This window comes from Sporomusa acidovorans, assembly GCF_900101845.1.
Taxonomy (GTDB): domain Bacteria; phylum Bacillota; class Negativicutes; order Sporomusales; family Sporomusaceae; genus Sporomusa; species Sporomusa acidovorans.
In genome coordinates this window covers 61705-82312 of record NZ_FNAM01000002.1, presented here as the reverse complement: position 1 = coordinate 82312, position 20608 = coordinate 61705, and the positions used below count along the sequence as shown (strand labels likewise).

General features: G+C 50.5%; 22 protein-coding genes. All 22 read left to right on the top strand.

The genetic code is table 11. From position 1 onward, the window contains the following. The first annotated feature begins 350 nt into the window (after positions 1–350). The 22 genes from BLR65_RS02635 (at position 351) to BLR65_RS02535 (ending at position 20603) form a co-directional block, all read left to right on the top strand. Positions 351–851: a DUF4418 family protein gene (locus BLR65_RS02635; protein WP_169716813.1), complete on the top strand. Its 501-nt coding sequence runs from the start codon at positions 351–353 to the stop codon at positions 849–851. A 164-nt stretch (positions 852–1015) separates the two neighbouring features. Continuing rightward, positions 1016–1660 carry a cobalamin B12-binding domain-containing protein gene (locus BLR65_RS02630; protein ID WP_093792206.1) on the top strand — a complete coding sequence of 215 codons (645 nt, stop codon included), beginning with the start codon at positions 1016–1018 and terminating at the stop codon, positions 1658–1660. Continuing rightward, positions 1657–2694 (top strand): uroporphyrinogen decarboxylase family protein, encoded by a 1038-nt coding sequence (locus BLR65_RS02625; RefSeq protein WP_093792204.1) that lies wholly within the window; start codon positions 1657–1659, stop codon positions 2692–2694. The genes BLR65_RS02630 and BLR65_RS02625 overlap by 4 nt, the downstream gene beginning before the upstream one ends. Before the next feature lie 94 nt (positions 2695–2788). Next, positions 2789–4087 (top strand): ATP-binding protein, encoded by a 1299-nt coding sequence (locus BLR65_RS02620; RefSeq protein ID WP_093792202.1) that lies wholly within the window; start codon positions 2789–2791, stop codon positions 4085–4087. Between the two features lie 12 nt (positions 4088–4099). Next, positions 4100–5488 carry a sigma-54-dependent transcriptional regulator gene (locus BLR65_RS02615; RefSeq protein ID WP_093792200.1) on the top strand — a complete coding sequence of 463 codons (1389 nt, stop codon included), beginning with the start codon at positions 4100–4102 and terminating at the stop codon, positions 5486–5488. Between the two features lie 244 nt (positions 5489–5732). Further along, complete coding sequence (locus BLR65_RS02610; RefSeq protein WP_143122477.1) at positions 5733–6218, top strand: QcrA and Rieske domain-containing protein; 486 nt, start codon at positions 5733–5735, stop codon at positions 6216–6218. A gap of 2 nt (positions 6219–6220) precedes the next feature. After that, positions 6221–6889, top strand: a complete 669-nt coding sequence (locus BLR65_RS02605; protein ID WP_093792196.1) for a cytochrome b N-terminal domain-containing protein — start codon at positions 6221–6223, stop codon at positions 6887–6889. 19 nt (positions 6890–6908) lie between these two features. Continuing rightward, complete coding sequence (locus tag BLR65_RS02600) at positions 6909–7622, top strand: c-type cytochrome (RefSeq protein ID WP_093792194.1); 714 nt, start codon at positions 6909–6911, stop codon at positions 7620–7622. A gap of 166 nt (positions 7623–7788) precedes the next feature. Then, complete coding sequence (gene nosZ, locus BLR65_RS02595) at positions 7789–9423, top strand: clade III lactonase-type nitrous-oxide reductase (RefSeq protein WP_093792193.1); 1635 nt, start codon at positions 7789–7791, stop codon at positions 9421–9423. Between the two features lie 74 nt (positions 9424–9497). After that, positions 9498–10160, top strand: a complete 663-nt coding sequence (locus tag BLR65_RS02590) for a cytochrome b N-terminal domain-containing protein (protein WP_169716814.1) — start codon at positions 9498–9500, stop codon at positions 10158–10160. Between the two features lie 15 nt (positions 10161–10175). Further along, positions 10176–10748, top strand: coding sequence for a cytochrome b family protein (locus BLR65_RS02585; RefSeq protein ID WP_093792189.1), 573 nt, complete (start codon positions 10176–10178; stop codon positions 10746–10748). A gap of 71 nt (positions 10749–10819) precedes the next feature. Beyond that, positions 10820–12031 carry an ABC transporter permease gene (locus BLR65_RS02580; protein ID WP_093792187.1) on the top strand — a complete coding sequence of 404 codons (1212 nt, stop codon included), beginning with the start codon at positions 10820–10822 and terminating at the stop codon, positions 12029–12031. A gap of 3 nt (positions 12032–12034) precedes the next feature. Beyond that, positions 12035–12727: an ABC transporter ATP-binding protein gene (locus BLR65_RS02575; RefSeq protein WP_093792185.1), complete on the top strand. Its 693-nt coding sequence runs from the start codon at positions 12035–12037 to the stop codon at positions 12725–12727. Then, complete coding sequence (locus BLR65_RS02570; RefSeq protein WP_143122476.1) at positions 12724–13146, top strand: hypothetical protein; 423 nt, start codon at positions 12724–12726, stop codon at positions 13144–13146. The genes BLR65_RS02575 and BLR65_RS02570 overlap by 4 nt, the downstream gene beginning before the upstream one ends. Before the next feature lie 24 nt (positions 13147–13170). Further along, complete coding sequence (locus BLR65_RS02565) at positions 13171–14337, top strand: WD40/YVTN/BNR-like repeat-containing protein (protein WP_093792181.1); 1167 nt, start codon at positions 13171–13173, stop codon at positions 14335–14337. A 28-nt stretch (positions 14338–14365) separates the two neighbouring features. Next, entirely contained in the window at positions 14366–15499 is a 1134-nt protein-coding gene (locus BLR65_RS02560) for an ABC transporter permease (RefSeq protein WP_093792179.1), read from the top strand. 68 nt (positions 15500–15567) lie between these two features. Then, on the top strand, positions 15568–16278 hold the full coding sequence (locus BLR65_RS02555) for an ABC transporter ATP-binding protein (RefSeq protein WP_093792177.1): 711 nt from the start codon (positions 15568–15570) through the stop codon (positions 16276–16278). Positions 16279–16298: 20 nt separating this feature from the next. Next, positions 16299–17456, top strand: coding sequence for an FtsX-like permease family protein (locus tag BLR65_RS02550; RefSeq protein ID WP_169716815.1), 1158 nt, complete (start codon positions 16299–16301; stop codon positions 17454–17456). Positions 17457–17473: 17 nt separating this feature from the next. Further along, complete coding sequence (locus tag BLR65_RS02545; RefSeq protein WP_093792173.1) at positions 17474–18685, top strand: ABC transporter permease; 1212 nt, start codon at positions 17474–17476, stop codon at positions 18683–18685. A gap of 502 nt (positions 18686–19187) precedes the next feature. Then, positions 19188–19328: a hypothetical protein gene (locus tag BLR65_RS29420; RefSeq protein ID WP_176772669.1), complete on the top strand. Its 141-nt coding sequence runs from the start codon at positions 19188–19190 to the stop codon at positions 19326–19328. Positions 19329–19330: 2 nt separating this feature from the next. After that, entirely contained in the window at positions 19331–19954 is a 624-nt protein-coding gene (locus BLR65_RS02540; RefSeq protein ID WP_169716816.1) for an ABC transporter ATP-binding protein, read from the top strand. Further along, positions 19926–20603 carry a heme exporter protein CcmB gene (locus BLR65_RS02535; protein ID WP_093792169.1) on the top strand — a complete coding sequence of 226 codons (678 nt, stop codon included), beginning with the start codon at positions 19926–19928 and terminating at the stop codon, positions 20601–20603. Before BLR65_RS02540 ends, BLR65_RS02535 begins: the two co-directional genes overlap by 29 nt. The last annotated feature ends 5 nt before the right edge of the window (positions 20604–20608 follow it).

Here is a 20608-nt window from a genome sequence, read left to right as displayed (position 1 = left end):
GTGGACGGAATGTTGAGGCGACTGCGACAAGATTGACCCATTTAGGGACAGGCATGTCCCTGTTTTCTATAAAACAAGGCGTGTCAAGGTCAAAGCCCGGTGCAGGCGACCATTATACAACGCTGTGCCGCTGGCGCTTAACCTCCGCTTATGCATAACGGCCGCCTGCGCCTCAGTACCGTTTACGGTTGTAAGGACCGCACTAGCGGTTTTTCGGTGACTATAACCTTTCTGATAATAAGTAAGAACGACTAGCGCCCTGAAGAACTTGGCACAAGTATTGCATATAGAATAGTTGAGCCTTCACGGGAATCACCCTTTCAAAAATCATGGAACAGGAGGAGCGTATAATGTCTAAAGAGTATAAGCAACGGAATCTACGTTTGAATCACGGTTTGGGCTGGTTGGCCCTCGTTTTTTCGCTTGCCTTGTTTACCACCCCTATTCTGTTTCCCATTTGCCAGGGATTAATGGAAACCAAGGCCGGGATGCCAATTCCCATGAAATGCCATTGGTCTTACCGGATAGAGACTGTTCTCGCTATGTTAGGTATTGGACTTTCCGGATTGTATTTTTGGGTGAAAAACGCCGAAGTCAAAAAGTACTTTGGCCTAGGGTTTCTGATTATCGGGCTTCTGGTGATTTTCGTGCCTACGAATCTGATCATTGGTGTTTGTAACAGCGCTAAAATGCCCTGCCGCGCCACAACATCATGGATGTGGACCTGGGGTGGCTTGCTTGTTCTTACCGGACTCAGTATGATCGTGTATTGGCATCAACAGTCGCAGGCGGAAAAGCGTTTGCCGGGAGCGGAAACCGGAGGCGGAATGCCGCCTGGGCGGGAGGTATGACCTCCTGCCAAACTTTACGCAGCCATTCTGATCAAGACTTCTTTGTCCCGCCTTTGCTGGAAGGCGCCGGGGCTTTATTTTTCTTGTATTTACCAAATCAACGATTTAGAATAAAGGTAAGAGGGTGGGACAAGCTGAGACCAACAAGGAAAAAGGTGAGATGAATGGCAACGCTGGATACATTGATTACTGCTGTAGTCGAAGGGAAAAACAAGCTGGCGGTGAAAACAGCCGAAGAACTGGTTCAGGCGGGAATGCCGGTTCAAATCATTATTCAGGATGGGTTGACGGCGGCACTGACATCACTGGATTTAAAGTGCACCTCGGAAGAATTCAACTTGCTGGAACTTATTTTGGCCGGCCGGGCCATGGTGGATGTCATGGACAAAGTGGTGGGACGCCGCCTTCCCGAATCAAGCGAAGCCTCTCTTACCGGGCCGACGGTGGTGCTGGGGACGATCAAGGGCGACATCCACGACTTAGGCAAGCACATTGTCAATATTGTATTAAAGGCGGCAGGCTATCGGGTTGTTGATCTTGGCAAGGATGTGGAACCGGCTCTCTTGGTGCATACGGCAACGGTAGAGAAAGCCAGTTTCATTTTGGTATCCAGTCTGATTACCGTTTCCATTCCTTACATTCGGCAGATCAGAGAATTATGTCGAAAGGCTGGTATTTCTGTTAAAATCATGGCCGGGGGGGCTGCGCTGCAACAGGCCCGGGCAGAGGATTTAGAGGTTGATTATGTGGCCATGGACGTCTTTGACGGGCTTCGTTATTTAAATAGGGAGACGGGGAGGAAAATATGAATAGTCTGGAGCGTTTTCTTGCCGCCGCATCCTTTTCGCCGGCAGACAGGATTCCGTCGGCGCCGCAAGTGTACGGTTTGGCCGCCGTCATGGCCGGCGTGACCATATATCAGTATATTCATTGTGGTAAAGTAATGGCTGATTGTCAATGGGCGGCCCAACAAACTCTGGGTTATGATGCTCTTTTCGTTTATGGCGGGAATGCGGTGGAAGCCGAAGCCCTGGGGTGCTCTCTGGCTTATCCGTCCCATTATTATCCCCACATCGTAAAACCGGTTCTGGAGTCCTGGCAGGATTGGGGCAAGCTAAAGCCGGTACCGAATTGCCAGGCGGGCATTTTTTCTGTCCTGCAACAAGCGTGTGGAATTTTACGCCAAAGGGCTGAAGATAATATTCCGGTTATCGGAATTGTGACCGGTCCGGTCACTTTGGCCGGGCAAATCCTGGGCATTGAAAAACTGCTTTTTACCCTTGCCGATGAACCGGAAGGCTTTTTGCGCCTGTTGAAAAGAACAACCGAGGCGTCTTTGCAGTTTGCCCGACTCTTGTTGCGGGCAGGCGCTCACATAATTATGCTGAATGACCCCTCGGCATCGCCCAATCTGATTCCTAAAAATATGTATGCCGAAATGGTTCTGCCTTTTCAGCAAGCCATCCTGCAAGAGCTGCGGAGTTTGAAGCCGTTTTTGCTTTGGCTGCAAATTGTGGGATATACCTGGGGAATCCTGCCGGGCATGGCCCAAGCAGGGGCCGATTTGCTGACAGTAGATTATCAGGTGGATTTGGCGGAGGCTCGGACGCTGGCTCCCGCTGCCGCTTTGGCAGGAAATTTGAAACCGCTTTCTTTTGTTATGGACGGCCCGGAATTTATCGCTCAAGAAATAGGGGCGCTGTGTAAAAAGATGGGCCATGATCCAGGAAAAAATGGCTGGATTCTTAGCTCCGGCTGCGAGATACCACCGGAATCACGGGTGGAAAATATTCGGATGTTAGTGGAGAAACCAGCGGGAGAGAAACCGAATAAACCGATTTAAACCAAGAATTTGTAGTGCATATTCCGTATCTATGCGAACGATTCATGGTTGAGATTAAATGTAGGATCCTGGAAGAAAAAAAGGGGGGAGCGGTTTGGCACAACCAGTGTCGCAGGAACAAATCGTTAAATCGCTCATCAAACTCAACAATTTGCTGGGGTTTTTACCGCAGGATCTGTCGGCCAGCCTATCTGCCATCCAAGGCGAGATCAAAAAGTTATTAAACCCTGATCGTCTATGCGTTTCCATAGCTGAATTCGGTAACATAGGGGAAGAAGTTTCGGTCTGTCCTTGCAAGTCGGGGAACCGGTGCAACTGTCCGGTACGATCGATGGAATTTCGGAAGTGCCAGGTGGTACGGGATGTTTTGCCTGTGGTTGTGCGGGATACGGACAAAGAGGAGGGCTGTCCAAATTGTGGAATAGCTCTGGAGTTTCACTCCTACACCTGTTTGCCTATCGTGGCCGGCAAGAAGATCCTGGGCGTCCTATCCTCAAGCAGCTTTGAAGCAGACTTTTATGACCGGGAAGCTCTGGAAATTCTTCTTGTCATGGCGAACTTGATGGGGGTAGCCATTCAGCGGGATTATTTGATACGCCACCTTGAAGCGGAAAAGCAGGAGTTACGCTGCGCCAATACGGAAATGCACCAGATGGCCAGGGATTTGGCCAACATGCTCGAAGAGTTGAAAACCACCCAGACCCAGTTGATTCAGTCGGAGAAACTGGCGATGGCGGGTCGTTTGACGGCAGATTTGGCCCATGAGATCAATAATCCCGCCGGGGTAATTGTATCCCGGGCTGAGTGTATGTTATTGGAAAAAGAAGGATTGTCGGCCGAACAGCAGGAAGACTTGGAGATTATTATCAAGCACGCTAAAAAAATAGGGACAATCGTACGTTCCATGCTATCCTTTGCCCGGCCAGCGTTAAAAGGAAAAACATGGGTTGATTTACGGCAATTGTTGGAAGAGGTTATATCCTTTGTCGCCAAGCAACTGAGTAAAAATAATATCCGGATCAAAACAGAATTTGCCGGCAACGTCAAAATTTCAGCCAATGCGGATCAATTGCAGCAAGTATTCCTGAACTTGATCAACAATGCCAAAGACGTTATGCCCGAGGGGGGAACCTTGACAATTCGCACTGGCAGGTATAACGCCCAATGGCTAAAAGTTGAGATTCAGGATACAGGCTGCGGCATTCCCGAAAATCTCCAGGATCAGATTTTTGAACCATTTTTTACGACAAAGGAACGGGGCCGGGGGACGGGGTTGGGACTGTCGATCAGTTATAGCATCATCCAGCAGCATGGCGGACAGATCCAGGTATTTAGTGAAAAAGGGCAGGGAAGCACTTTTGCCGTTCTTTTACCGAGCAAATCGAAACTCTAGGGGATAATTGCGATGGATTCCATTCTGATTATTGACGATGAACCGGAAATGGCCCGGGGTTGTGCCCGGCTGCTAAAGCCGCTGGGATTGGAATGTTTAACTGCTTTTGATGGGGAGCAGGGTGTACAGATCATCAAAGAAAAGAAGCCGGCCGTCGTGTTGACCGACTTGAGCATGCCTGAATTCAGCGGTATGGACGTATTGACGGCTGTACAGGATTATGATCCCGGCATTCTCGTTTTGATCGTTACCGGCTATGCTACCATTCCTGCCGCCGTTGCGGCGATTCAGGGAGGGGCCTTTGATTTTATTGCCAAGCCTTTTTCCGGGGAACAATTGCGGGTTGTGGTAAAACGGGCGTTGACACAAAAGCGGTTAACTGAGGAAAACCGGCGGCTTCGCTGCCAGGTAGAAGCTTTGACCCGCTCGGAACAGGTGATCGGCAACAGTCCGGCCCTGATGAAACTGTTCAAAATGGTCAAAAAGGTGGCGCCCACCGACCTGAATGTACTCATTTTGGGCGAGAGCGGAACCGGCAAGGAGGTTTTTGCCAGGAGTCTGCATGAAAATAGTCTCCGCTGTTCCCAGCCTTTTATTCCTGTAGACTGCGCGGCTATGCCTCATGACCTGTTGGAAAGTGAACTGTTTGGATATGAAAAAGGGGCCTTTACCGGCGCGGTTCAAGCCAAGCCAGGGCTCTTGGAAATGGCCCATGGCGGTACACTCTTTCTGGATGAGTTGGGAGAATTGGATCTTCACCTGCAGGCAAAACTTTTGCGGGTGTTGGAGGAACGTTCTTTCCGCAGGCTGGGAGGAACCCGGTTTATCCAGGTGGATATCCGGATTCTGTCAGCCACGAACCGGGATCTGCCAACAGCTATCCAGGAAAAACGTTTCCGGGAGGATTTATACTATCGCTTGAATGTGATTACCATGACTTTGCCGCCCTTACGGGAGCGTACCGGCGACATACCCTTATTGACCCATCATTTCCTCGCCCGGTTCAATGAAAAATCTTCCAAAAAAATCAGCGGCTTTTCCCGAGAAGCTATGCACGCTTTGGAAAGCTATTCTTGGCCCGGCAATGTTCGGGAATTAAAAAATATGATCGTGCGGGCTGCTGTCCTGGCTGAAGGGGAGTACATTACGCTTATGGATCTGCCCGGTCCTATTAGTCAGGGAACGAGCGACCCTGGTTTGAACAGGGTGCAGGGGGCGGAGGAGTTGTTGTCTGTTCCCTTTCTTGACGCCAAGGCCCAGATGGTGGAAGCCTTTGAACGAAGCTATTTGCAAGCCTTGCTGGAACGGTACCGGTCCAATGTAAGCAGAGCAGCCGCGGCGGCTGGCATCGACCGCAAAACGATCCAACGCATGATGAAGAAATATAATCTGGTAAAATAGAAACAATACCTCGGATTTCATAAACATGGGACACAAATGCCTCATTTGAGGCAATCGTGTCCCATTTCACATTTTTTCAGGAGCTGCTGCAGGAGGCCCAGTCGCTCTGGAAAAGGCCTGAAAATTCAGAGGAATGCGACCGGCGGCGGCCGGTGTTTTTTTTTCGTGCCTATTGGCATAATATTTGCATTTAACTAAAAGTGAACTGCAGAACTATTTCCATTTTTGAAAGGAGGGCATTTTGTTGACATCACCAGCAATGGGAAAAGTATTATCCAGGCGAAAATTTTTCGCCAACGGGATCATGGCCGTTATCGGTGTTTTTGCCGCGGGGTTGGGGATTCCTCTTGCCGGTTTCGCTATTTCTCCCATCACCAAAAAAGGGGAAGAAACCTGGATTTCCATCGCCGATGTAGATCAGCTCAAGGACGGCGAACCCTTGCAAGTAGCCTACAGTTATACCCGCAAAGACGGCTGGAGAACCGTGGAGGCAAATAAAACTGCTTTTATCCTGCGAAAAGCAGACGGCACGCCAATCGTGCTTTCCAACATCTGCACTCACTTGGGTTGCGCTGTCGCATGGGATGCGCCGGCCAAACAATTTGTTTGCCCCTGCCATGGGGGAGCGTTTGATGCGGAAGGCAAGGTGACGGGCGGGCCTCCTCCCAAACCGTTGCCCCAATTGGTCGCCAAGGTTGAACAAAACAAGATCTATGTAAGGGAGGCGTAAAATTGGGACGCATTTACCGATTCCTTGATGAGCGCCTGAACCTTAGTCCGTTAATCGGAGCGGTAGCGGATCATCCGATACCTGATCACGTTAATGTCTTTAAAAGCCCCTCGGCTTTTGTCTACTGCTTCGGCGGAGTCAGCTTTCTTCTGATTGTTCTTGAGGTTCTCACCGGTATGTTTCTGATGCTTTATTATGTTCCGTCCCCGGATCATGCTTATCAAAGCGTGAATTACATTCAAAACGAAGTGCTGTTCGGTAATCTGGTCCGGGGAATTCACCGGGTTGGTGCCAGCGCCACCGTATTAATGGTTTTCCTGCATATGTTGCGGGTTTATTTCACCGGTTCATACAAAAATCCCCGGGAACTGAACTGGATAGCCGGGCTTGTCCTCTTTACCGCTATCATGGGATTTGGCTTTACCGGTTATCTCCTGCCTTGGGATCAAAAAGCGTACTGGGCCACGGCAGTTGGCGTGAATGTGGCCGCTTCTGTTCCCCTTGTAGGCGATTTCCTGGCAAGCGTTCTGCGCGGCGGCTCGGAGGTGGGAACCTTGACTTTATCCCGTTTTTTTGCCATCCATGTCATGTTCTTGCCGGCTTTCCTGATTATCTTCCTGGCCGTTCATTTCTTCATGCTGCGCCGCCAGGGCATTTCCCGACCGCTTTAATCAAAAAGGAGGACGCGTAATGAACCCCATACATACACTACAGCCTTCCGGCAGGCAGGAGGAGTTGCGGTACGACTTTTATCCCCATCATTTATTTGTGGAAGCCGTCGTGTCCCTTTTTGTTCTCCTTGCCGTCGTGAGCATTTCCTTCCTTTGGCAAGTTCCTCTGGAAGATATGGCAGACCCTAGTGACACCAGCTACGTGCCCAGGCCGGAGTGGTACTTTTTGTTTCTCTTTCAATTACTCAAGTATTTTGAAGGCTCTTTGGCAGTGGTAGGAATCGTCATTGTACCGACAATTGTTTTGGCAGCCTTGGTGGCACTGCCTTTTCTGGACAAAGGCGACGCCACCGGTTTAAGAAAGCGGCCCAAGGTGGTTGCCGCCGGCATTCTCGGCGTCTTTTCCGTCGTAGTGCTAACCGGGCTGGCGTTGGTAGAAGATGTCCGGCATGCACCGGCCAAAATGGATTTGCCGCCCATCACCGAAATGCAAGTGGCGGAAGGCAAGCGGTTATTTGAGACCTTCTGCCTGCAGTGTCATCAGATGAACGGCAAGGGCGGTTTTATGGCCGGCGATCTGAGTCAAATCGGCGCCCGCCGCAGTCGTGCCAATATTGAGCAGATCATTCTGGAACCGACTACCGTAAGTCAGACAAGCATGATGTCTGTTATTCCTCTCAGCGACGATGAACGCCATGCTGTTTCCGCCTACCTGTCGCAAAAGAAAAAATAAGTTGTCGCCAATTACCATAACGTTTTTACTGAAAAGGGGGTGATTACAGGCAGGAAATATAGGGACTCCCAAAATCTGCAGGAAAGGAGGGCGGGGAAAGGGGGAACAGATTACGAGACAAAAGTGTTCCGGTTGTTCTCAACAGAAAAAGGAGGACATAATTCACATGAAAAAAAATATGTGGAAAACCGCAGCCGGTTTACTGGCCATTGCGGCCGTACTTGCTACATTAGCAGGATGTTCCGGTGGAGGCTCAAAACCAACGGACAGTAAATCTCAGGCAGGCGGGTCCACCGGCGATGCGGGTAATTTCGGCCCAAGCTCCGGGAATTTAACCGCCAAAGACCAATATATTGCGTTTGCTTCCGGCGGGGTTTCGGGAGCCATGCAGGTTATCGGCGTACCCAGTTTGCAGACCCTTAAACTGATTCCTGTCGGGGTGGATACCCACGAACCTGTCTTTTCCGGTTCCAACAAACCGGGTACCAACGGAACTCCTGACGGTAAATACGTTTATTTAAACGACAAAGGTGATTCGTCGGTGGGAATCGTGGATATTTCCACTCAGGAGCTTATCCGTAAGATCAATATTCCCGCTCCTTTTGGGCCGCACCACATCGCCCTTACTCCTGACGGAAAAACTCTTTTCGCCACAGGCGAATTGTCCGGTAAAATGGCCAAGATTGACATAGCCAGCGGTAAAGTGGAGGTAATTGACGTCTCCGATGGCCAGGAATCGGCCCCGGACTATCCTGTGGTGACCCATGACGGCAAGTATTGCCTGGCCACTGATTACTATCGTTCCGGCGTCCATGTTATTGAAGTGGACAGCTTTAAACGGGTCAATTTTATTCCCGCCGGAAAAAACCCACACGGGATGGATTTGACCATCGACGGTAAATACGCTTTGGTTGCCGGTAAACTTTCCGGTAACATTCCGGTCATTGATATTGCCAAGATGGAAGTCATCAAAAACATTGATCTGACTGCGCCTGTGTCCGGTTTCAACAAGAGTCCGGCTCCCGGACCGCTGCACACGGTAGTTACCAATGATGGCAAATGGGCCTACGCCACCTTATTCGTGGATAACGCTCTTGCCAAAATCGACCTGGAAAAGATGGAGATGGTCAAAAAGATTCCCGTCCATTTCCGTCCCGGTCATCTGCAAATTACTCCTGACAGTAAATACGTGACTGTTTACAATAAATTTTCCACCGGGTTGTTTGCCGGCGCTATTTCAAACCAAGACCCCACCAACGTGGAATTGATTGATTTGGCTACCGATCAACTGATCGGGCGGGCGCCTACCGTTCCCGAACCGCATAACGCCAAAATTATAACGGCGGACGCAGTAAAAGGGTATCTGCATGCCGAGCTGCCGCCAGGAGGCCATGGCTCACTCTGGCCGCTTCACCGCGACCCGAGTGTAAAGGCTCAGCTTATTCCTGAAGATACGGGGGTTCCCGGCATTACCAGAACAGACGAAGGAGTGGTCGAGGTTCGCCTTCAAGAGTTCAGTTATGGCTTCAAACCGGAAACGGTTACTGTCAAAAAGGGTGATCGCGTGCGTTTCATCCTAACTAACATTGATAAGGCTACAGGTCTGACTAATGATCCGGCTCCTGTCCATGGTTTCATCATAAATGAGTACGGCTTGCAAACCAACTGGGGGGTGCCGCAAGGAAAGTCGGTAGTCTTTGAATTTCCAGCCGATAAGGCCGGTAAATTTGCTATGTTCTGCTCCTACTTCTGTGGACCGCTGCATCTCGAAATGCGCGGCTGGTTCATCGTAGAGGAATGAGGTTGATCGCCCGTTCGGTTGCAAGAGGGGGATTCCCCCCTTTTTTGCAACGGGCGAGAAGGAGGAATTCTGTAGTGACGGTATTGGGATTCGGGCAAAAAATTTATGGTTGGCTGGACGAGCGGCTGGGTTTGCAATCTTTTGCCACTCAATTTTTCAAGCCGGTGCCCAATTGGGTCAATTGGCTTTATTGTTTCGGCGGGATTACGTTTACGGTATTTTTGTTCCAAGTATTGTCCGGCGCGTACATGAGCATGTTTTTCGATCCTTCGCCCCTGGGAGCATGGAACAGCATTGAATTCATTGAAGCAGAAGCCCGCATGGGCCATTTCGCCCGGGCCCTCCATCGCTGGGGAGCACTGCTGATGGTATTGTTTATGAGTTTTCACATGCTGCGCATTATCTGTCATGGTGCCTATAGGCCCCCGCGGGAGCTGAACTGGGTGACAGGAATTGTTCTCTTGCTCTTAACCATGGCTTTTGTAGTCACCGGCTATCTCTTGCCTTGGGATTTCCGGGCCTATTGGATCGCGCTTACCATTTTGAACTGGCTTGATCAATTACCTCTATTCGCCGGGGCTCTCAGATGGCTCTTGTTCATGGAAACTGTTAACGGCATTGTGCCGGTGGGACGCTGGTTCGCCATTCATGTATTTGTCCTGCCCCTGCTCAGCGGCTGTTTCCTGGCTGGTCATTTTTTTATGGTACGCCGGCAAGGTGTCGCCAAACCAATGTGAGGAGGACAGAAAAACATGGTAAAACAAAACCCGGACCCTCTAAAATCAAGCCCTTTTTGGCCCAAACATGCCATCTTCCATGCTATTGCGATTGGCGTTACTGCTTTAGTACTTCTCTGTCTGTCCCTGTTCGGCCTGCAAAAGCAGGATCCTGCTGATCCGGTTTTTACTTCCCCGGTTCCCCAGCCTGATTGGCTTTTCATGATGCTCTTCCAAGTCACCCGTTACTTCCGGGATCGTATGGAGATAATCGGCGTATTCTGGCTGCCTGTAACTATCACGGTGGGACTTATCCTGCTGCCGTTTATGGATTGGGGGACTACTCGCAAACTGTGGCTAAAGAGAAGTATTATTGCGGTCAGCCTGAGCATCTTTCTGGCATTGACGGTTTTTTCGTTTCACACATGCAGCACTACTCCTCTGTGGGGTTGTAATGCCTGCCACAAAAAAGGCTTCGGCAATACCTTTGCCAGTGCCCCGGAAAAAATTAACGAGTTCTACCTGATTTATGACAACAAATGGCTGGCGGTTCATTACCAGTATCCTCAATATTTTTGGATGATGGATGCCGATCCTCCCGCCTGGTAAACTCCAAGAACCAACAGGCCAAGCCTTAATACCGGGAAAAATAATAAATTGAAGGAAAAGGTTGTTGAGCAATGCTACGGAAAACCTTTTATCTTGCCAAACAAGGTTTTAAACGGAAAAAATTCCGCACCTGGATCATGATCATGAGTATTGCCCTGGCATGCAGCACACTTTTTTTGGCAGCGGTACTGTCCAAAGGGATTCAATATACCATTGAGACTGCCCGGGAACGCCTCGGCGCCGATCTGGTTGTGGTTCCGAGCGAGGCCAGGCAAGAGGCCGAATCGGCCATTATCTCCGGAAATCCTACCGCCTTTTACATGCCCCGGGTGCTGGAAAACCAGGTTGGCAGGATCCGGGGGGTCAAGTTGACCAGCCCGCAAGTGTATCTGCGCAGCCTGGATGCTCCCTGTTGCGTGGCTCAGGTGGCTTTGGTGGGTATTGATTCCCAAAGGGATTTTACCGTTACGCCCTGGCTTTTACAAAAAAGCGGGGAACCATTAAAAGATAATCAAATTATCGTGGGCGCCAAGGTAATCTCGGCTGTAGTCGGCATCCCCAGTCAGGCCATCGGCATGCGCCTGGTATTCATGGGAAAGCCTTTTTCCGTGGCGAGTATTTTGGAACCCACCGGGCTGGGGACCGATTACACCGTCTTTATCAATATGAACGTTGCGTATCAGATGATTCAGGACTCGCCGCTTTATCCGGTTCCGGTGCAAAAAGATCAGATCTCCACGATCATGATAAAACTGGAGGATGGCTTTGACCCGGAAACTGTTGCCCAGGATATCCGGCAGTCCATTCCAGGTGTGGAACCATTGACCGCCGGGCAGTTAACCCGTTCGCTTAGCCGGCAATTACAGGGATTAGCCGATATTGTGTATGTCATCGGCTTGGCCCTGACCTTACTGGCTGTCATCCTGGTAGGTATTCTTTTTACCCTTTCGGTACGCCAACGTATGCGGGAATTTGGACTTTTTGGCGCTATGGGGGCCAGCCGGAACATGATCTTTCGGCTCATTCTCCTGGAGGCAATTCTTATTGCGGGGACCGGCGGCTTAATGGGCGTGACTATTGGTTATCTCGCTGTTTATTTTGGCCGTGATATCCTTACTGCCTTCATCGGTAATTTATATACCTGGCCGGGCAATCCGTACTTTTTGGCAGTGGCGGCGGTCGCGCTGACGGGTTCCCTGCTGGCCGGGGTCATAGGCGGGCTGTACGCTGCCTTCTCAATCAGCCGTCTTGAACCATATGACGCCATTCGAAGGGGGAATTAGCGGATGATCCGTGTGGAAGCCGTTATAAAACAGTACCAAGACCTCACCGTACTTGACAGGATCGACTGGCAAATCAACGAGGGAGAATTTATGGTTTTAACCGGCCGGTCAGGGGGCGGGAAAACGACTTTGCTCAGCATTATCGGCGGTTTGACAAAGCCTGATGCCGGCAGGGTCCTGATCGGCGGAACAGATATTTGGCAGCTTCCTGAACCGCAGTTGGCCAGGTTGCGGAATCAAAGGCTGGGATTTGTGTTTCAGTTTCCCAGTCTGGTGCCTACCTTGCGAATCCTTGACAATATCTTGTTGCCTATTGCCTTTGGCGATAGGAATCCGCTGCCGCAAGACAGAGATTATGCCATGGAATTATTGACAATGGTCGGGATGGCCGATAAAAGCAATAATTATCCGTTTCAGCTTTCCGGCGGACAACAGCGCCGGGTGGCGGTTGCCCGCGCTCTGATTAACAGACCTGCCATCATACTGACCGATGAGCCGACCGGCGACCTTGATGAAAAAACAGAAGCAGAGGTTATGGAACTGTTTCAAAGGATCAATCGCCAGGGTGTTACGGTTATCATGGTTACCCATGCTTTAAAGTACATTGGTGTCGGTCAGGCATATACGATAAAAAACTGTAAACTGGTTCCTTTCGCAGCGGAAGAATTCCGGACAAAAGCGATGCACCACCTGTGAGAAGGAAGGAAGGCGGCGATATGGTAAAAAAGACGGTTTTGAGCGCATTGGCGCTGCTGGTCTTCCTCGGGCTGGCGGCAGGCGGGGGATTCTACTATTACGAAAACATCAACCCCCCGGACTTAACTCCGGGGCAAGTGATTGAACAGTATTTTGCGGCAGTACAAAAGGGCGATTATCAAAAGGCCTACCAGATGGTGAGCCGCCAGCATTACCATGACTCTTTTAATCAATTTATCGACCGGGTCAGTATGTACTCGCCGGAGATGACGCTGCAAGTGCAGGGAGAAACAATTGACAACAACAAAGCCGTAGTCAACCTGCACATTTTCATTCCGTTGGAATTTGGTCCTTACAGTTCAAATACCAGCATGGATTTGATCCGGGAAAAGCGAGAGTGGAAAATTGTCTGCCCGTAACGAAGGGATAGGAGAGAAAACCTCATGGGAAGAAGAATTGTAACTGTTTTTCTGGTCGCAGGATTGTTGCTGATGCATGCCGCCACCGGGTGGGCGGGTGAAGATGTTTGGCATAAGCTCGCGCTTGACAAGACGCATGTGATATCTATAGTCAGTGATCCGGTGCGCCCGTCCACTCTTTATGCCGCCACTTCCCGGGGCGTGCTGAAAAGTTCCGACAACGGGGCCGGCTGGTCGCCGCTTAATCAGGGTTTGCCTGGGGAACAACCGCCCAGTTGTGTGGCTGTCAATCCTTTCAACAGCAAGGTGCTGTATGCGGGATATGACGGATTGGGCATTTTTCAAAGCATGGACGGTGGCGTTACCTGGCAGGCCATCAATGAAGGGTTGCCCAATTTGTATGTACGCTGCATCACCGTCAGTCCCAAGGATTCAAATCTGATTTACGCCGGTATTCAAGGGGGCGTGGTTCTGAGTACCAATGGCGGCAAAGCATGGCATATGTCATCCGGGTTTAGAAGGGCCACAAACGTTAACACCATCGTTATTGACCCGAAAAATCCTCAGTATCTGTTTGCCGGTACAGGCGGTTCAGGCGTATTTAAAAGCGGCAACGGGGGCGTTTCCTGGAAAGATATTAACCAGGGGTTAAGCAGTCTGAGTATTTTAACCCTTTATATTGACCCGGAAAATCCGGATCGGGTGCTGGCCGGGTCCTATCATCCGGCTACGCCGACCGATCTGTATGTAGGCGAAGCGGTGGGCGGGGTTTATCAGACTGTGGATGGAGGGCGTACTTGGCATGGGACCAACCTGGTGGGTGTGACCGTATTTTCGTTGGCCGGCAACCCGCAACACCCCGGTGTACTCTATGCCGGCGCCTGGGGGGGAGCCTTCCGCAGCGTTGACGGGGGAGAAAACTGGACTGATATCAATGCCGGTTTAGACAATGCTTTTGTGCACAAAGTACATATCGTGCCTGATCGGATGCCTACTGTTCTGGCCGGTACTACGTATGGAATATTGTCTTATACCGACACCCAGGTATTAGATTTGCTGAAAGGGCAAAGGAGTACGCCCTGGCTCATTTACGGCCTGGCTGGGGTGGGATGTCTATTGACTTTAATCGGCATTGGGTTATGGCGTAAGAAAAAAAGAAAGTCAGCCGACGGCAATCAGTCTGTTTGGTAACAAAAAGAGCCGAAAGGCGGGAAACAGCATGTGGCATTTGCTTCTGGAAAACGTACGAGGGCGTGTTTCTTATAACTTTATTATTGTGTTCGCCGTAACCCTGGCTGTGACTACGGTGTTGCTGACCCTGTTCGTATCCCGCAGTATCCAGCTAGGCGTTCAGCATAACAGCCAATTGCTGGGGCCGGATATGGCCCTGGTACAGCCAGGCACCAAGGCAAGCGGCCACATTTATGTCGCCAAGGGACCGCCTGCTCAGGGAAAGCTCCCAATGGCTATTATCAAACAGCTTCAATCATTCCCGGAAGTTGAAAAAATTTCCGTCCAGTCCTGTTTAGGCGCCATTCCTTTGGGAACTGCCCATATCCGGGTTATTGGCTTTGATCCCGGCACAGACTTCATGGTTCAGCCTTGGCTGCAGAAAACAAAGCATAAGGACTCGCCCGCAACCGATGAAGCGTTGCTGGGCAGCAATGTGGAACCGGGAAAGAGCGGTGACATCCATATTGGCGGCAAAAATTATAAGCCTGCCGGCCGGCTGGCCGAAACCGGTTCCTTCATGGACCAGACAATTTTCGTGCCTTTATTAATGGACAAACTGGAGGAAGTATCCTGGATTTTGGTTCAGTTGAAACCAGGCACATCTTTAGACATCATGGCCAATAAACTTGAGACTAACCTCCCCAATACAGAGGTTCTTACCCGTACAGAGATGTTAAAAACGATAAATGATCAATTGCACGGACTGCTGGCCGGAAGGGGATTCAGTGCGGCGGCGTTGTTTGTCATTGCCGGCTCTATGTTGACCATGGGTGCCGTGTTTAGCTTGATGATGTATGAACGCAGGCGGGAGTTTGGGCTTCTACAAGCCATGGGAGCCAAAAGAACGTTTATATTGCGTCTGATTTTAGGTGAGGCCCTGGTTCTTTGTTGCCTTGGAATTCTGACCGGCGTGGTCTTGGCAGTTATCATTCTCCTGTTGTCTCTGGCGGGCATGGTTCCCTTGTTGACTTTGACTTTGTCTCCGGAACCCGGCTATATTTTGGCGAGGATTCTGGGAACTTCTCTCGTTGCTTTAATAATCGGGGTTTTGGCCGCCCTGTATCCGGCTCTTTCAACCATTCGGCTGGAACCTTATGAAGCCATTCGCAGCGGTGAATAGAAGCTTTGCTGTTTTGCACAATAGCCGGCAAACAAAGGCGGTGATGCAATTTGGAGAGGAGAAGTCGCTTGATTATAATCGAAAAAGTAAGCCAATGCTTTATGACGCCCGGAGGGACGATTGAAGTCTTGGACGGAGTCGACGGAATGATACAGCCTGGCGAGTTTCTGGTGATTGCCGGTTGTTCGGGAGAAGGAAAAAGCACCTTGCTCCATATTCTCGGCGGCCTGCTCAAACCCAGCCAGGGAAAAATATGGGTGGAGGGTCGCGATATCTACTCTTTGGATGATCGCAGCCGGGCAAAATTACGGGCGGAACAATTCGGGTTTATTTTCCAAAACCCTAGTTTGCTGCCGGCGCTTAACATACTTGACAATATATTGCTGCCTGTGGCGCTCACAGGCCGGCGGGTGGGAAGTCAGGACCGCGAAAGGGCGCTGAAGCTGTTGCAACAGACTGGCTTAAAAGAAAAAGCGAGTCTGTTCCCGGCTCAGTTGTCCGGGGGACAGCAGCGGCGGGCCGGCCTGGCCAGGGCATTGATGTTGGAGCCGCCTTATATTTTTGCTGATGAGCCTACGGCGGATCTGGATAAAGAAACCGAACAACACATGCTTGGCCTGCTGTCAGAGTTGAACAAAGCAGGGACTACCATCATCCTGGTTACGCATGCTGCCGGACAGCTTGCCTTGGCAACCCGGGCCTTAGAACTCAAGGGTAAAACGTTACACCCGCGGGGTTCCGCCGGGGTTCCGCCGACAGGCAGCGCTGCAGAAGGTTAATCTTTACAGGAGGAATGCCCATGTTGCGGCTGATTTGGGCTGCGCTGAGAGCCAGAAAAACCCATTATGGCGTTATTCTGGCGGCAGTTTTCTTTTCGGCAGCCACCATTGCGACTGCCTGGCTTGTCAGTCAGACCATAAGCGCTGGTGTTGTGAGGGACCGGGAGAGAATGGGCCCTGATGTCATCATCGTTTCCCAGGGTGCCGCTTATCCCGAGGGCCAGCTGGATTATGCCATTCCCCGGGAAACGGTATTTCCGTTGCTTCAAGTTTACACTGGCGACCCTAAAATTTTGGATGGCATTGCCGCTATAACACCTCAACTGTTTGCCAAAGAGCTTCAGGCGGGCAATCAGCGGCTGAAGCTGGTTGGCTTTGATCCAGCCAGTGACTTTATCGTAACTCCCTGGCTGCGAACCGGACGAAACCCACAACGGTTCTGGAACCGGAATCATGTGATTCTGGGGTGCAATGCCAATAAGGCCTTGGGAGAACCGGGCGAGATGGTTACAATTGAGCAACGGACTTTTCGCAATGGCGGGGTCCTGGATAAAACGGGAACAGACATGGACAATACCGTTTATCTGGACTTGGGGGTAGCCCGGGAATTCCGTCCCCTGTCACCGGCAGATGCAGTTTCCTGGTTGTTGCTGCGTGGTGAAAATAGCGGCTACCTCCGTGAATTGACTGCTGATCTGAACATTCGTTTTCAACCCTTACAAGCTGTTGGCAAAGGGGAATTTACCGGAGCCGTCGGCGGCAGTTTAAGGCAGCTGTCCCAAGGTACGCTCTTTACCCTGGTTATTATTTTCGTGATGACCGCCACTTTGCTGTTAACCGGAACACTCTTCATTATTAATGTCTGGGAGCGGATGCGGGAGTGGGGTATTATGCTGTCATTAGGCGCCACCAAAGCAGAACTGATTAAGCTGACTGCTCTGGAAGGGCTGCTTTTGGCCTTGGGGGGAGGAACCCCGGGGTTAATTGCCGGCATACTCCTGGCAAACCATTTCGCCAGTTTCCAGCAATTACCGGAATTGAATTTTCCGAGCGCAGCCTGGATTGGGGGAGGGACATTGGCGTTAGTTTGTATCCTGTGTCTTTTGCTGGCGCTGATTCCCGCTTGGCTGGTCCTGCGCTTTGAGCCGGCGTTACTGATGCAAAAAGGATACAAGTAGGAGTGGAGGCTGGTCGTATGCTGAGAAATATAGCGGTGCTGGCTTGCAAAGGTTTGAGGGGCAAACCGCTGATCAGTCTGGTGATTTTGTTTTCGGTTTTCTTGTCCTCTCATGCCGTCTATCTGGCAATGCTTGTCACCACCGGGCTTGGCGACACGTTGAACATCGTTCAGCGGCGAAGCGGAGCCGACTTGTTTGTGCTGCCGGCCGGAACCAAACAATTGGCAGAAGAATGTTTTTGGCTCGGATTGCCGACTACCTTCTATATGGATGCCCAAGTTGAGGAGAAAGTGGCGCGCCTTCCCGGCGTGATGACCACTTCGCCTCAGATTCTCCTGGAATATATTGATTCCGGGCAGAACATTCCGGCAATGCCTATTATTGGGTACAAGCCCGAAACCGACTTTGTGGTTGCCCCCTGGCTGGCAGTCCATAAAGAGATCACCGTGACCCGCTCAAGTCTGATCATGGGAGCCAAACTAGCCAAGGAAATATCGATTACCGATCTGCCCCGGGAAGGAAGCATTCAAAATTTTTACGGGATGCCTTTTAAAGTAGTCGGCACCTTGGAAGCATCGGGTACCGGATTGGATGCGGCTGTGTTTATGCCGATGGAAACGGCGTACAAAATCGTAAGGGATTCCCCTCTGTACCCGGCGAAATTTCCCACCAATATGATTTCACTAGTGGCAGTTAAAACCCGTCCGGAAGTGAATCCGGATGCTCTGGCGGCGCAAATTTTTGCCGAGATTTCGGGAGTGGAGGTTATGTCAGGCATTGATGTCAATCGTAATCTGGCTCAGCATTTGTACCGGATTGCCGGAATTTTGTATTTGGGAGCCGGACAAGTGGGAATAATCACTCTGGCGCTGGCAGGGATACTGTTCCATTTTTTGCTCAAACATCGACGGCGGGAGCTGGGGGTGTTACAAGCTTTGGGCGCGTCGGGGGAAACCCTGACCGGGCTGTTTGTGTGGGAGGTTGTTTTACTGCTGGGATTGGGGAGTGTGCTTGGTGCGGGGACAGGCCTATTGCTTGCAACCGTCGGCCGACCCTGGCTGGCAATCCTGACCGGGCCCATGTTCGCCTGGCCTGCCTGGTCAACGATGGCCGGCGTGGTTCTTGCCATTTGGCTGGGCTATATCCTGGTGGGGGTAGCAGGCGGTTTGCTGCTCGGCAGAAGCCTCCGGCAGGCGGATCCTTTTTTTACTCTGCAAAGAATGGACTAATCTTCTAAAAGTGGGAGTTAAAGAGCGGCTAAGTCCCTGGATAAGGGCGAGTTAATTTTGCAGGAGAAAGGAAAAAGTGTTTTACTGAAGAATAAAAAGATGATAGAAGTGATTGATTGGAATTATAGAAACTGGTAGAAAAGCATCTTTTGGGCGAACCGTTTGCCTTATAATTATTGAATATTTTGGAGAATTTTTGTTGAATAAGATGGGTTGCTAGGCTACCTATAGGGAATTGAAACAATTAATCAGCCGCCAGGCTTGGAACTGGCGGCTTTGTTGCTAGGATACCTATAAGGAGGTGAAACCCCTACAGTCATGTTGACTACTGAAGTCAGCCACAGGGAAGACGCCAAGGGATGTCAGGCTGTGTAAAGTATCAAATTATTCACCAGTCGCTCATTTCGAAGAACGGTACTGGCGGAGGTGAAGAGGACAAAAAAGAAAAATGTAATAGATTTGTAATATTTGCTTAATATCGCTGTAATCACCTTTCGGTATAATGGTCGAAAGAAATGAAGCATCGGCGCCTTTTTATGATAAGCAGCGCTGGCATTATACCGGTATAACAGGAGACTTTCGTTTAGTGAAAGTCATTTCTTTACATAAGGACAAAAGTAACAGTGGCTTGCTGGGGGAATGACATTGCAGGAAGTTGTTGTAGAACTTATTCGCGTTTCCAAAAAATATGGCCGCCGGCAATTATTTGCTGATATCAATCAGCTCATTTGCCCGGGAGAGTGCATCGGGGTAACAGGGCCCAACGGTTCCGGCAAATCTACGCTGATTAAGGTAATCGCCGGTTTGCTTAGACCAAGCACAGGTGAAGTAAACGTACGGATGGCTGGCAAGGAGCTTGCCGCTGATCAACGAATGTCCTGTTTTGGCCTGATATCACCGGAATTGATATTTTATAATGCGATGACCGGCTATGAAAATCTTAAGTTCCTGGCGCGGGCCCGCGGCTGGGAGTTATCTGACGAACAATTACAGAATTGTCTTGAAACAGTGGGCTTAAACGGGCGCCGGCATGAACGAATCAGCACCTATTCAACCGGAATGCGCCAACGGTTAAAGTTTGCGCTGCTAGAAGCGCTAAGACCTCCTGTTTGGCTGTTGGATGAACCCTCCTCCAATCTTGACGAGGAAGGTAAACAACTGGTAAAACGGCTGGTAGATAAGGCTTTGGCGCGGCAGACGGCAGTTGTCATAGCCACCAACGACCTTGAGGAGGTTCGCGATGCAAGACAGAAAATTGCCTTGGCATAGTGTGATGGGGGCGATGGTTCATAAGGATGCGCTGTGTGAACTGCGATCCAAGTATGCGTTTAGCGCTCTGGCAATGTTTGCCCTGACTACGCTGGCCAGTATCAGCATGAGCTTGGCCGGTGCGGCGGTTAGTTCCGCCCTGGCTGCTGCCCTGTTATGGATTATCCTGTTCTTTTGTGCGATGGCCGGTTTATCCCGGATATTTGTACAGGAGCAGGAAGCGGGAACCCTGTTTACCCTCCGGCTGTACGCCGGCGCCCAAGCGGTATATTGGGGGAAAACGATATTCAATGGATTATTGTTAATCGCGTTAACTGTACTTGTCCTACCGTTGTTTATCATATTGCTTAATTTTTCCGTATCCTTGTGGCCGGAACTTGGGCTTGTGCTGGTTTTGGGTGACATCGGCATTGCCACCGTGTCTACACTGACTGCGCTTATGATTTGCCGGGCAGGGGGCAAGGGTTCGCTGTATACGGTTATTACGTTTCCACTGCTGCTGCCGCAATTTCTGATGGTGATTGCGGCTACTATCCGGGTATTTGACGGTATCCTGCCCGGAATACAGGATTTCGTGTTTATGGCAGGTTATGATATTGCGGTTTTATTTGCAACATCCATTCTTTTCGATTATCTTTGGTACGACTGAAAGGG

Excerpts from the sequence above, each read along its gene's own strand:
- BLR65_RS02625 (WP_093792204.1), top strand. The coding sequence starts at position 1,657 with ATGAATAGTCTGGAGCGTTTTCTTGCCGCCGCATCCTTTTCGCCGGCA.
- BLR65_RS02615 (WP_093792200.1), top strand. The coding sequence starts at position 4,100 with ATGGATTCCATTCTGATTATTGACGATGAACCGGAAATGGCCCGGGGT.
- BLR65_RS02565 (WP_093792181.1), top strand. The coding sequence starts at position 13,171 with ATGGGAAGAAGAATTGTAACTGTTTTTCTGGTCGCAGGATTGTTGCTG.
- BLR65_RS02575 (WP_093792185.1), top strand. The coding sequence starts at position 12,035 with ATGATCCGTGTGGAAGCCGTTATAAAACAGTACCAAGACCTCACCGTA.
- BLR65_RS02535 (WP_093792169.1), top strand. The coding sequence starts at position 19,926 with ATGCAAGACAGAAAATTGCCTTGGCATAGTGTGATGGGGGCGATGGTT.
- BLR65_RS02635 (WP_169716813.1), top strand. The coding sequence starts at position 351 with ATGTCTAAAGAGTATAAGCAACGGAATCTACGTTTGAATCACGGTTTG.
- BLR65_RS02585 (WP_093792189.1), top strand. The coding sequence starts at position 10,176 with ATGGTAAAACAAAACCCGGACCCTCTAAAATCAAGCCCTTTTTGGCCC.
- BLR65_RS02630 (WP_093792206.1), top strand. The coding sequence starts at position 1,016 with ATGGCAACGCTGGATACATTGATTACTGCTGTAGTCGAAGGGAAAAAC.
- BLR65_RS02580 (WP_093792187.1), top strand. The coding sequence starts at position 10,820 with ATGCTACGGAAAACCTTTTATCTTGCCAAACAAGGTTTTAAACGGAAA.
- BLR65_RS02600 (WP_093792194.1), top strand. The coding sequence starts at position 6,909 with ATGAACCCCATACATACACTACAGCCTTCCGGCAGGCAGGAGGAGTTG.
- nosZ (WP_093792193.1), top strand. The coding sequence starts at position 7,789 with ATGAAAAAAAATATGTGGAAAACCGCAGCCGGTTTACTGGCCATTGCG.
- BLR65_RS02550 (WP_169716815.1), top strand. The coding sequence starts at position 16,299 with ATGTTGCGGCTGATTTGGGCTGCGCTGAGAGCCAGAAAAACCCATTAT.
- BLR65_RS29420 (WP_176772669.1), top strand. The coding sequence starts at position 19,188 with ATGGTCGAAAGAAATGAAGCATCGGCGCCTTTTTATGATAAGCAGCGC.
- BLR65_RS02545 (WP_093792173.1), top strand. The coding sequence starts at position 17,474 with ATGCTGAGAAATATAGCGGTGCTGGCTTGCAAAGGTTTGAGGGGCAAA.
- BLR65_RS02560 (WP_093792179.1), top strand. The coding sequence starts at position 14,366 with ATGTGGCATTTGCTTCTGGAAAACGTACGAGGGCGTGTTTCTTATAAC.